At 64.7% G+C, this 12,103-nt stretch carries 9 protein-coding genes; 6 read left to right on the plus strand and 3 right to left on the minus strand.

What is annotated here, in order from left to right; genetic code table 11:
* Positions 1 to 155 precede the first annotated feature (155 nt).
* Genes ACFI9K_RS13460 through ACFI9K_RS13470 form a run of 3 tightly spaced genes read left to right on the plus strand, consistent with a single transcriptional unit; the run spans position 156 to position 2,750 of the window.
* On the plus strand, positions 156 to 848 hold the full coding sequence (locus tag ACFI9K_RS13460) for an MBL fold metallo-hydrolase (protein ID WP_462663950.1): 693 nt from the start codon (positions 156 to 158) through the stop codon (positions 846 to 848).
* A gap of 2 nt (positions 849 to 850) precedes the next feature.
* Positions 851 to 2,122 (plus strand): histidine--tRNA ligase, encoded by a 1,272-nt coding sequence (gene hisS, locus ACFI9K_RS13465; RefSeq protein ID WP_462663951.1) that lies wholly within the window; start codon positions 851 to 853, stop codon positions 2,120 to 2,122.
* On the plus strand, positions 2,094 to 2,750 hold the full coding sequence (locus tag ACFI9K_RS13470) for a hypothetical protein (RefSeq protein WP_462663952.1): 657 nt from the start codon (positions 2,094 to 2,096) through the stop codon (positions 2,748 to 2,750). Before hisS ends, ACFI9K_RS13470 begins: the two co-directional genes overlap by 29 nt.
* Positions 2,751 to 2,760: 10 nt before the next feature.
* On the opposite strand, the gene ACFI9K_RS13475 is transcribed toward ACFI9K_RS13470, so the two are convergent.
* Positions 2,761 to 3,231 (minus strand): DUF3237 domain-containing protein, encoded by a 471-nt coding sequence (locus tag ACFI9K_RS13475; RefSeq protein ID WP_222094889.1) that lies wholly within the window; start codon positions 3,229 to 3,231, stop codon positions 2,761 to 2,763.
* A gap of 127 nt (positions 3,232 to 3,358) precedes the next feature.
* On the opposite strand from ACFI9K_RS13475, the gene ACFI9K_RS13480 reads away from it, so the two are divergent.
* Entirely contained in the window at positions 3,359 to 4,387 is a 1,029-nt protein-coding gene (locus tag ACFI9K_RS13480; RefSeq protein ID WP_462664068.1) for an Rv2578c family radical SAM protein, read from the plus strand.
* Between the two features lie 9 nt (positions 4,388 to 4,396).
* Here ACFI9K_RS13480 and ypfJ read toward each other — a convergent pair whose 3' ends face one another.
* Positions 4,397 to 5,314, minus strand: coding sequence for a KPN_02809 family neutral zinc metallopeptidase (gene ypfJ / locus ACFI9K_RS13485; RefSeq protein ID WP_462663953.1), 918 nt, complete (start codon positions 5,312 to 5,314; stop codon positions 4,397 to 4,399).
* A 169-nt stretch (positions 5,315 to 5,483) separates the two neighbouring features.
* Between ypfJ and aspS the strand changes: the two genes are divergently transcribed.
* Positions 5,484 to 7,289 carry an aspartate--tRNA ligase gene (aspS, locus tag ACFI9K_RS13490; RefSeq protein WP_462663954.1) on the plus strand — a complete coding sequence of 602 codons (1,806 nt, stop codon included), beginning with the start codon at positions 5,484 to 5,486 and terminating at the stop codon, positions 7,287 to 7,289.
* A gap of 75 nt (positions 7,290 to 7,364) precedes the next feature.
* Here the strand turns inward: aspS and ACFI9K_RS13495 are convergent, their stop codons facing one another.
* Positions 7,365 to 8,450, minus strand: a complete 1,086-nt coding sequence (locus ACFI9K_RS13495) for a hypothetical protein (protein WP_462663955.1) — start codon at positions 8,448 to 8,450, stop codon at positions 7,365 to 7,367.
* Between the two features lie 229 nt (positions 8,451 to 8,679).
* On the opposite strand from ACFI9K_RS13495, the gene ACFI9K_RS13500 reads away from it, so the two are divergent.
* Entirely contained in the window at positions 8,680 to 12,069 is a 3,390-nt protein-coding gene (locus tag ACFI9K_RS13500) for a transglutaminase family protein (RefSeq protein ID WP_462663956.1), read from the plus strand.
* The last annotated feature ends 34 nt before the right edge of the window (positions 12,070 to 12,103 follow it).

The raw sequence follows: 12,103 nt of genomic DNA on the forward strand, positions 1-12,103 counted from the left end.
CCGCTCAGTACACGGACCGATCGTGTGGTGACAGGCCGAAAATCGGCCAACGCGAGTGTGCCATCACTGCCTGAGAGCATGCTGGGGGGACCCGATCGGAACAGCCCCACTAAGCTTGTTCGGTACTTCGGCCTCAGCCTTTAGGAGCGATTGGTTTGCTCGTCACCGGATTTCCCGCAGGCATGTTTCAGACGAATTGTTACATCCTGGCCCAGGACGACGCGTCCGAGTGCGTCGTCGTCGATCCCGGCCAGGACGCCGCGGATCCGCTGATCGACTTTCTGACGCGGTCCTCGCTCACCCCCACCGCAGTACTGCTCACGCACGGCCATCTCGATCACACGTGGTCGGCCGAGCCGATCTGCGCAAAGTACGGCATCGCTGCTCACATCGCACCCGAGGATCGGTACATGCTCTCGGACCCGGTCAAGGGGACGGGGCCGGCGTTGGCTGCAGTGCTGGGTGACATCGAGTTCCGCGAACCGGAGACGGTGGTGGACATCGCCGACGGCGACGTCTTGGAACTCGCCGGAATCGAGTTCACGGTGGTCCACACTCCCGGGCACACCCAGGGTTCGGTGGTGTTTCTCGCTAGGGCCGACGGTCCGGACGGTGCGGTTCCGTTGGCGCTGACCGGAGACACCCTCTTCGCGGGGTCGATCGGTCGGACGGATCTACCCGGCGGTGACCACGACCAGCTCCTGCGGTCCATCGCGAGCCGGTTGCTGCCGCTCGGCGACGACACCGTGGTACTGCCCGGACACGGCGGCCAGAGTTCGATCGGTCAGGAACGGGCGTCCAATCCATTCCTCGTTGGACTCGGCGACCCCGAGCAAGGGAAGCTGTGAGCGTGAGCAAGCCGACCACCTTTTCTGCGCCCAAGGGCATTCCCGACTACTTTCCCCCCAACTCGGCCGAGTTCGTTGCCGTGCGAGAGGGGCTGCTCGAGGCAGCCCGCACCGCCGGCTACGGACACATCGAGCTGCCGATCTTCGAGGACACCGGGCTGTTCGCCCGCGGGGTCGGGGAGTCGACCGATGTGGTGAGCAAGGAGATGTACACGTTCGCCGATCGCGGAGATCGGTCGGTGACGTTGCGTCCCGAGGGCACCGCAGGGGTCATGCGGGCAGTGATCGAGCATGGCTTGGATCGAGGCGCACTCCCGGTGAAGTTGGCCTACGCCGGACCGTTCTTCCGTTACGAGCGCCCGCAGGCAGGGCGGTATCGGCAATTGCAGCAGGTCGGTGTCGAAGCGATCGGAATCGACGACCCGGCATTGGACGCCGAGGTCATCGCCGTGGCCGACGCCGGCTTCCGAGCTCTCGGACTCACCGGATTTCGTCTGGAGATCACCTCGCTGGGCGACGACACGTGCCGCCCGCAGTATCGAGAGTTGTTGCAGCAGTTCCTGTTCGCCCTTCCTCTCGATGAGGACACGCGTCGACGGGCCGAGATCAACCCGCTGCGGGTTCTCGACGACAAGCGGCCCGAGGTACGCGAGATGACCGCCGATGCACCGTTGATGCTCGATCACCTGTCCGACTCGGCGAAGGCGCACTTCGACGAGGTGCTGGCCTATCTCGATGTGATGAACGTTCCGTATCTGGTGAACCCGCGCATGGTGCGCGGGCTGGACTACTACACCAAGACCACGTTCGAGTTCGTACACGACGGTCTCGGAGCGCAATCCGGCATCGGCGGTGGCGGTCGCTACGACGGTCTGATGGAGCAGCTGGGCGGACAGGCGCTGTCGGGTATCGGATTCGGGCTCGGCGTCGACCGCACTGTCCTCGCCCTGGCTGCGGAGGGGAAGACGGCGGGGAGCACCTCTCGGTGCCAGGTGTTCGGCATCCCGATGGGTTCCGCAGCCAAACTGTCCATCGTCGATATCGCAGCGCAGCTGCGTGAGCGTGGAATTGCCGTGGACATGGCCTACGGAAATCGCGGCATCAAAGGGGCGATGAAAGCGGCCGATCGGTCGGGGGCCCGCTACGCGCTCGTGTTGGGTGAGCAGGAGCTATCGGCGGAATCGGTTGTGGTCAAAGATCTCTCGAACGGCGAGCAGGAGACGGTTGCATTGGCCGACGTGGTCGATGTCCTCGGAGCGCACCTTGGCCGATGACTCTCGGCCATCGGCGGGGCCGGTAGCCCTCGACCTGGTCTCGGCGGAGTTTCTCGCGCCACGCTTACGCAAGATCATGGTCGGCTCGCTGGTGATCGGGATCGCGGTTGCGGTGGTCCTGGCTCTGCTCGTTCCGTCGTGGGTGGCAGTTCTCGTCGGAATGGTCGTCGGTGGACCGGCCGCGCTGTCCGGCTGGCTGGGTCTGCGGCGGCAGGTGTGGCTCGACGGTCCGCAACTGTGCGCACGTGGCGTGCGCACGCGCCGACTGCAGATGCCGGAAGTGATGACGGCGGAGCTGACGATTCGCACGGCCGGAATCGATCAGATCTCGTTGCGACTCTACGACGGTCGCACTCGCATAGTCCTCCCACTGGCGCTCTACACCAAGGGCGGTGGGCGCGAACTGCCGATACTGGCGTTGCGTACCCTCGCCGATTCCCTGTGGACCACCGCACTCGTTCCTGCGGCGGCAATCGCGTCGGTCCTGGTGGACCAACTTCGCGCCGAGGCGCGTGACGCCGGACTCGACGAGAGACCCCTCTACCGGGCGATCGAACTCGTTCGGAGCAAGGGACGCACCCCGCATGCCACGCTGACCGACCGCGAAGTCGCACAGCTACTCGGGTGAGCGGTCGTTCTCAGGTCACCAGGAACGCGTCGAGGACCACGGCTTCGGCCGATCGTGAGCCGGAGGTGACGACGAGGGCACGGTTGAGGTACGTGAATTTCGGAACAGCCGTCGACACTCGCAAGGTGCCACGGAAGTAGTAGGTCGCCGGATCCACTTCCTGGTCGGGATCGTTCAGTGCGTCGATGACCTCGGCCGGTCCGAACTGAACCCCGCGATAGTCGAGCGACAGATAACCGCCGGTCGTCAGTTCGAGTACGAGATCACTGCTGAACTCGGTACACCCGTCCGATCGGGTGACGCTCACGACGGTCGATCGAGCAGCCAAGGTGCCCTCGATATCGGGGCCGGGTGCGGCGCCGCCGAGGACAGTGGTCACCACTCGTTCGCCTTCGGGCACCGAACCGATCTCGATTGCCGGTCCCAATGTGAGGCCAAGGCGCAGAATGGGTTCGAGGGTCGGTGTGTTCGGGGCGGTCACGTGCGATGCACTCCTAGGATCGACTTCGGGTCCTACGCTATCGGTTGCCGGCTGCCGGACCCGAGTGGGGATGCGGGGGAGCTGCATCGACCTTGACACCGCATAGAACAAATGTTCGACTGTGTCCATGCGATGGGCCGGTCAGACTCTCGATGCCGCGGACGACGGCGCGCTCCCGGGACTGGAACGATCCGGGCTCGTCCGCAGCGTGCAGACCCCGGAGTTCGAGGGCATCACCTTTCACGAAGTCCTGTGCAAGAGTGCCCTGAACGAGGTTCCGGGTGAATCGCAGGTGCCGTTCTCGTGGACCGTCAATCCCATGCGGGGATGTTCGCACGCCTGTCGCTACTGCTTCGCCCGGCCGACACACGAATACCTGGACCTCGATTCCGGCAACGATTTCGACTCGCAGATCGTCGTCAAGACGAACGTAGCGGCCGTCCTACGCAAAGAGCTTGCGCGTCGCTCGTGGAAGCGTGAGCCGGTCGCGCTCGGGACCAATACCGATCCCTATCAGCGCGCCGAGGGCCGATACAGGTTGATGCCCGGCATCATTCGAGCGTTGACGGAGTCGGGTACCCCGTTCTCGATCCTGACCAAGGGCACGCTGCTGCGCCGCGACCTGCCCTTGCTGACCCTGGCCGCTCAGCAGGTCGACGTACACGTGAGCATCAGTCTGGCAATCCACGATGCGGACCTGCAGAAACAGCTCGAACCCGGAACACCGAGTCCGAGAGCGCGATTGGAGCTCATCCGCGCCGTGCGGGAGGCGGGACTCGACTGCGGTGTGCTCGTGGCACCGGTCATTCCGTTCCTCACCGACGGAGCGAAACAACTCGAAGGTCTGATTGCGGCGCTCGCGGACGCCGGCGCGACGACGGTGACGGCGTTACCGATGCATCTTCGGTCGAGTACCAAGGACTGGTACATGAGCTGGTTGGTGAAGGAGCATCCGGCGTTGGTACGCAGATACCGTCAGCTCTACGGGCACGGGGCGTACGTGCCGACCGAGTACAAGCAGTGGCTGAAAGCGAGAATCGATCCGCTGCTCGACACCTACGGTTTCGCGTCCGAGCAGACTCGCTCGCTGCCCGCGAACGAGCCGGCCGAGCCCCATGCGCTGGCAACCTCGGGGCCGGCGCTCACGCTGTTCTGAGCAGTGCGATCAGGGGTTGTTCAGGTCGCGCGCCGAGAACGTATCGCAGGCCGAGACCTGTCCGGACTCGTATCCCGCGGTGAACCAGGCCTGTCGTTGCGCGGACGAGCCGTGCGTCCACCCCTCGGGGTTGACCCGGCCGGTCGACGCCTGCTGGATACGGTCGTCGCCCACCGACGACGCGGCAGATAAAGCGTCGTCGATGTCGGTGGAGGTCAGCGGTTCGAGAAACGGGACACCGGTGTCCGGGTCGACAGTCTCGGCTGCGTAGTGCGCCCAGATTCCCGCGTAGCAGTCGGCCTGCAACTCCACCTTGACGCCACCGGACTCGGGTCCCTGCGGATCGGCCTGCGCGCGCCCGATATCGCCCAGCTGGTTCTGGATGTGATGGCCGATCTCGTGCGCTACGACGTACTCCTGCGCGAGCGGCCCACCGCTCGAGCCGAATTGATCGACGAGAACCTGAAAGAAGCTCGTGTCGAAATATGCGGTGGAATCGGCCGGGCAATAGAACGGCCCGACGGCACTGGTCGCGTTGCCGCACCCGGTGTTCGTGGCACCGGAGAACAAATTCACCGCGGGCCGCACGTAGGCGACACCGGTTTGATTCTGCAGTTGTGCTTCCCAGACCGTGTCCAGGCTCGCCACCGTGAAGTCGATTCGGCAGTCGACGTTGCTGTTCGCCTGTGCGACGTTGCAATCCAGCGTTCCGGACGACCCGGAGTCGTTCTGGCCGGCCGAACTGTCCCCGCCACTGATCTGGTTGAGAATCGCACCGGGATCGCCGCCGAACAACAGGGCCAGGACGATGACCACCAAGCCGCCCGCGCCGCCGCCGATGGCCAACTTGCCGCGTCCACCGCCGCCCCCGCTACCGCCGACGGAAACCCGGCCCGGTTCCGATTGCGAGCCTTCTCTGAACGTCATCCTGGAGTTCCCCTCCGCCGAGCGCGCATCCGTGATGCGAACCGATACCGCCACTGTCGGCCTTAGCTTCGCATGCCCGGACAGGATCTCGTTTCCTTCTGCGGCGATGTGCTCCGTAGGATCGAGGATCGAACAACACGATCAGCGGATTTTTCTCGAAAGGACACCCGTGCTGCGCACCCACCTCGCCGGCTCATTACGCCCCGAGCACGTCGACCGAACCGTGACGCTGACGGGATGGGTGGCCCGTCGACGAGATCACGGCGGCGTCATCTTCATCGATCTGCGTGACGCATCCGGTGTGTCCCAGGTCGTCTTCCGTGATGGTGCTGCGCTCGAACAGGCACACCGACTGCGCGCCGAGTACGTGGTGAAGGTGACCGGCAAGGTCGAGAGTCGTCCCGAGGGCAACGCCAACTACGAGATCCCCACCGGCGCGATCGAGGTCGAGGCCTCCGAGATCGAGGTCTTGTCCGAGGCCGCGCCGCTGCCGTTCCAGCTCGACGATCAGCCCGGCGAAGAAGCGCGACTCAAGTACCGCTACCTCGACCTGCGTCGTGAAGGACCGGGACATGCCATTCGGCTGCGTTCGCACGTCAACGCTGCGGCCCGGTCGGTGCTCGCGCACCACGAGTTCGTCGAGGTCGAAACGCCGACGCTGACGCGATCCACCCCCGAGGGTGCACGCGACTTCCTCGTTCCTGCGCGTCTGCAGCCGGGAAGCTTCTATGCACTGCCACAGAGCCCGCAGCTCTTCAAGCAGCTGCTGATGGTCGGTGGTATCGAGCGTTACTACCAGATCGCCCGCTGCTATCGAGACGAGGATTTCCGCGCCGATCGTCAGCCCGAGTTCACTCAGCTCGACGTCGAGATGAGCTTCGTCACCCAGGACGACGTCATCCTGTTGGCCGAGGAAATCCTCGCGTCGCTGTGGAAGCTCGTCGGGCACTACTTCACCGCGCCGATTCCGCGGATCACCTACGCCGAGGCAATGCGCCGCTACGGCTCCGACAAGCCCGATCTTCGATTCGACATCGAACTGGTCGAGTGCACGGACTTCTTCTCGGAGACGACCTTCCGCGTCTTCCAGGCTCCGTACGTCGGTGCGGTGGTCATGCCGGGCGGCGCATCACAGCCCCGCAAGCAGCTCGACCGCTGGCAGGAGTTCGCCAAACAGCGCGGACACAAGGGACTCGCGTACGTTCTCGTCGGCGAGGACGGCACCCTCGGCGGTCCGGTCGCCAAGAACCTGACCGACGCCGAGCGCGACGGCCTGGCCGCTCATGTCGGCGCGAACAACGGTGACGCGATCTTCTTCTCCGCAGGACCGGTCAAGGCCTCGCGCGGACTGCTCGGCGCGGTGCGCGGCGAGATCGCCCGCAAGCTCGACCTCATCGACCCCAAGGCGTGGGCATTCGTCTGGGTCGTCGACGCTCCGCTGTTCGAGCCGACGTCCGACGCCACCGCCAGCGGCGACGTAGCCGTCGGCTCCGGTGCATGGACGGCGGTGCACCATGCGTTCACCTCGCCGAAGCCGGAGTCGATGGACACATTCGACACCGACCCCGGATCCGCACTCGCGTACGCCTACGACATCGTCTGCAACGGCAACGAAATCGGCGGCGGCAGTATTCGTATCCACCGCAAGGACATTCAGGAACGAGTCTTCGCGATCATGGGCATCGGCAAGGAAGAGGCGCAGGAAAAGTTCGGCTTCCTGCTCGATGCCTTCAGCTACGGCGCTCCTCCCCACGGCGGAATCGCCTTCGGCTGGGACCGCATCACTGCGCTGCTCGCCGGGGTCGATTCGATCCGTGAAGTGATCGCCTTCCCGAAGTCGGGCGGCGGCATCGACCCTCTGACCGATGCTCCGGCACCCATCACGCCGCAGCAGCGCAAGGAGTCCGGCGTCGACTTCAAGCCGGAGAAGAAGGAACAGGCTCCGACGTCACCCGAGACCGCGGTCGACGCATAAGAGTTCGCCTACGAACGCAAATGTCCCCGTAACGCCGAGCGTTACGGGGACATTCGTCTCTGTGGAGCGGTGTCGTCAGCGCGCTGCGGACAACGGTCCGCCGGTGAGGACTCGGTATGCGTAGTTGATGGCGATCACCGAGACGGGAATGGTCACCAGAAGACCCAGGCCACACAGCAATCCGCCGACGATGTTGATTGCGGCCAGTGCGAGCAGGAGCAACACGAGTGGTCCGAAATTCTTCACGGTGAGGTCGAAGCTGGACTTGATCGCGGTGATTGCCTGCTCGTTTCGATCGAGCAGAAATGTCAGCGAAAAGGACAGGAGGAAGCCGAACACGATGGTGAGCAGGGTTCCCAGGAACGGGATGAACGACAGTACGACAGTGACCACCGTCCAGATCAACGCCAGCACTGCAATCTGGGGGATGTTCGTGAGCTGGAAGAAACGTCCGAACGCCGGCTTCACGGGGCCGCCGGTTTCGTCCAACGCTCCACGTACGAATGCTGCGTTGACGAAGTACGACACGAAGGTCCCGATGGCCGTGACCACGATGAACACGCCGGACGTCGTGGCGACCGCCGCGGTTTCACCTCGGTCGGCGGCCGCGATCGCGGCAGTGAGGGTCGACGCGAATGTGAAAAGGAACACGGCCACGCCGACGGCCCACACGATTGCGGTGATTCCCAGCCATGGTCCGACGTTGGCCTTGAACTTGTCGAAGCCGTAGCTCAGCGCTGCACCGACCTCGAGGCGACCGGGATTGGGTGCCATCGGTGCCTGGCCGTAGTTCTGGTTGCCGTAATTCCCGTAGTTGCCTGGAGGCGGTGGGTAGTTGCCGGGAGGTGGCGGGTAATTGCCCGGAGGTGGAGGGTATCCGCCCGGCGCGCCGCCCTGGGGTGGGTAACCGCCGGGAGGAGGGTAGCCACCCGGTGCGCCGCCTGGTTGGGGGTAGCCGCCGGGAGGGGGATAGCCACCCGGTGCGCCGCCTTGTTGGGGGTAGCCGCCGGGAGGGGGATAGCCACCCGGTGCGCCTCCCGGCGGTGGGTATTGACCGGGAGGGGGATAGCCACCGGGTTGCGTGGGCGGTTTGTTCAGGTCCGGCTGGTCCGGGTTGGGGTCGCCACCGTATTGCGGTCCACTGGGCGGGTTTTCACTCACGTTTTACCCTTCATGTCTGGCGTAGTACGTCGACGATTCGTCCGCATTTTCGAAGCTGAGCGAACCGTAGACAATTCGGTGTGTCAAGGAGTCGACGTTTGGACGGCCGCGGGGTCGGAAATGTTCCGGCCCGCGCCCTTCGGTCGCGAATTGTTGTCGAGCGCACCCGGCCCTGCCCCACTAGGGTTGTGTGTTCCACCCATACCGGGACTATCACGAGGGGCTCGCCGTGGGCATCAAGGTTGCACTCGAACACCGAACCAGCTACCAGTTCGACCGCACAGTCAAGATCTTCCCGCACGAAATTCGGTTGCGCCCCGCACCACACTCGCGCACACCGATCGAGGCGTACTCGCTGAAAATCGAACCCGCCGAACACTTCGTCAACTGGCAGCAGGACGTCTTCGGCAACTTTCTGGCTCGAGTGGTGTTTCCCGAGCGCACCGACCATCTGTCGATCACGGTCGGACTCGTCGCAGACATGGCGTCGATCAACCCACTGGACTTCTTCGTCGAAGAATGGGCCGAGCATTTCGGATTCGCGTACGAAGAGCACGATCTTCCCGACCTCGAGCCGTACCTACGTCCGGTGGACGAGGGCAAGGCCGGCTCGGGCCCCGGCCCGGTGGTCTCGACGTGGGTGGAGAAGCTGCAGGCAGCCGTCGTCGAGCGCGGAGAATCGTTGCGCACCATCGACTTTCTCGTCATGGCGAACCAGGCCGTCATGCGCGACGTCGGATACTCCGTGCGGATGGAGCCCGGGGTGCAGACGCCCGATCTCACGCTGACGTCCGCTGTGGGGTCGTGCCGCGACTCGGCGTGGCTGCTGGTGTCGGTGCTGCGACAGATGGGACTTGCCGCGCGCTTCGTCTCCGGCTACCTCGTTCAGCTGTCGTCGGACGTGAAGTCGTTGGACGGTCCGTCCGGCCCTGTCGAGGACTTCACCGATCTGCACGCATGGACCGAGGTATATCTGCCCGGGGCAGGCTGGGTGGGGATGGATCCGACGTCGGGTCTGTTCGCAGGCGAAGGGCACATCCCGCTGTCTGCGACGCCACACCCGTCCACGGCGGCGGCGATCTCCGGTGCGACCAGCAAGTGCAAAGCCGAACTCGATTTCTCGAACACTGTGGTCCGCGTTCACGAGGATCCTCGAACGACGTTGCCGTACACGGCCGATCAGTGGGAATCGATCAAGGTCACGGCCGGCAAGATCGACGAGCGGATGCACGATCAGGACATCCGGTTGACCGTCGGTGGTGAGCCGACGTTCGTTGCCATCGAGAACCAGGAAGCCCCGGAATGGAACACCACGGCCGATGGCCCCCACAAGCGGAAGCTGGCCAGTGTGCTGGCCGAACGTCTTCGGACCATCTATGCACCGGACGGATTGGTGCAGCGCAGTCAGGGTAAGTGGTACCCCGGCGAGCCGCTGCCGCGGTGGCAGGTGGGACTGTTCTGGCGCACCGACGGCCAGGCCCTGTGGCACGACGCCGATCTGATCGCAGATCCGTGGGTGGCAGACGATCTGCGTCCGGATCCAGTGGACAACTCTGCGTCGCAGGACCTGATCGACCGACTCGTCGAGGGCCTGGGTCTGCCTGCCTCGCAGGCGCGCCCGGCGTACGAGGACCCACTCGTGAAGCTGTTGGATCTGGTGCGTCAGCCCTACGGCGATCCGCCGGCCGATTCCGACGATCTCGAACCCGGTGCGGATTCCGCGGACGCGAGAAGAAAATTGCTCGAGCGACTCGACGCCAGCACGGACGAGCCGGCGGCCTTCGTGCTGCCGATATCGCGCACCGAGGACGGCTCCGGTTGGGAGAGCGCGGACTGGAAGTTGCGCAGAGGTCGAATCGTGTTGCTGGAGGGCGATTCTCCCGCCGGACTACGGTTACCGCTCCGCGCGATCTCCTGGGACGGTGGTCCGGTCGAGAACCCGTCCGACCCCACCGCGCCGACCCCGGATCTCCCGACCCCACAACTGACGCAGCAACCGCCACGTGCGGTGAACCCGGCCGAATCCCGATACGCCCACCTGGTGAACGAAGCGTCCGGGGTGGGCGGTACCGCCGTCACTGCCCTGGTTGCCGAGGTGCGCGACGGCGTTCTGCACGTCTTCATGCCGCCGATGGATCGGTTGGACGATTTCGTCGACCTCGTCTCTCGAGTCGAGCAGGCGGCCTCGACCATCGATACGCCGGTCGTGATCGAAGGCTACGGTCCGCCCTCGGATCCGCGTATCCAGACCCTGACCGTCACACCCGATCCCGGTGTGATCGAGGTCAATGTTCAACCGACGTCGTCGTGGGCCGAACAGAACGAGCTCATGGAACGTCTGTATCTCGAGGCTCGCAAGTCGCGGCTCAGTACCGAGGGCTTCGACAACGACGGCACCACTCGGGGCACCGGCGGCGGCAACCACATCACCCTCGGTGGGATCACTCCCGTCGACTCGCCGGTGCTGCGACGACCGGACCTGCTGGTGTCACTGCTGACGCACTGGCAGCGTCACCCGTCGCTGTCATACCTGTTCTCGGGTCGATTCATCGGAACGACGTCGCAGGCACCTCGTGCCGACGAGGGTCGCGAAGAGTCGCTCTACGAACTCGAAGTTGCGTTCAGTGAAATCGAGCGACTGACCGGTGCGGATCGATCTGCCTCGCCCTGGGTGGTCGATCGGGCGCTACGTCACCTGCTCACCGACATCACCGGGAACACCCATCGTGCCGAGTTCTGCATAGACAAGCTGTACAGTCCCGACTCCACCCGAGGCAGGCTCGGCCTGCTCGAGCTGCGCGGATTCGAGATGCCGCCGCACCATCAGATGGCAATGGTGCAATCGCTGCTCGTGCGATCCATGGTTTCCCGGTTCTGGGACACACCGCTTCGCGCACCTCTGATCCGGCACGGCGCAAACCTGCACGGTCGGTACATGCTGCCGCACTTCGTCATCAACGACATCGGCCGCGTCGTGGAGGACCTTCGTGATCACGGGATCGACTTCGACACCAGCTGGCTCGACCCGTTCACAGAGTTCAGGTTCCCGCGAATCGGGACCACGGTGGTCGGAGACGCCGAAATCGAACTGAGAGGGGCGATCGAGCCCTGGAACACCCTCGGTGAGGAGTCGACGTCCTCGGGAACGGCACGGTACGTGGACTCCTCGGTGGAGCGGATCCAGGTTCAGGTGGCCGGTGCCGACGCGGGTCGATACCTGTTGACGTGCAACGGGGTGCCGGTGCCGTTGCTTCGCACCGATCGTCAGGACGTGCAGGTTGCCGGGGTGCGATATCGCGCGTGGCAGCCGCCGAGCGCGCTGCACCCGACGATCGAGGTACAGAGTCCGCTGCGTTTCGACCTCGTGGAGATGCAGACCGGACGCGCGGTGGGCGGTTGCTCGTACCACGTGGTGCACCCCGGTGGGCGGTCCTACGACGGTCCCCCCGTCAATTCCGTCGAGGCCGAAGCACGAAGGAACGGTCGGTTCGAGGAGGGTGGGTTCACCTCGGGGAAGGTGGACGTAGCAAGATTGCTCGAGATACACGCTCGACAGGCGATCGATGTCACTGCCCCCGGCATGCTCGACCTGCGCCGGACGGGAGTTCACACACCGTGACACGAGCGTGCGTAGGAGAACGAGTCGACCGGTA

The organism is Rhodococcus sp. PSi06 (assembly GCF_054960675.1).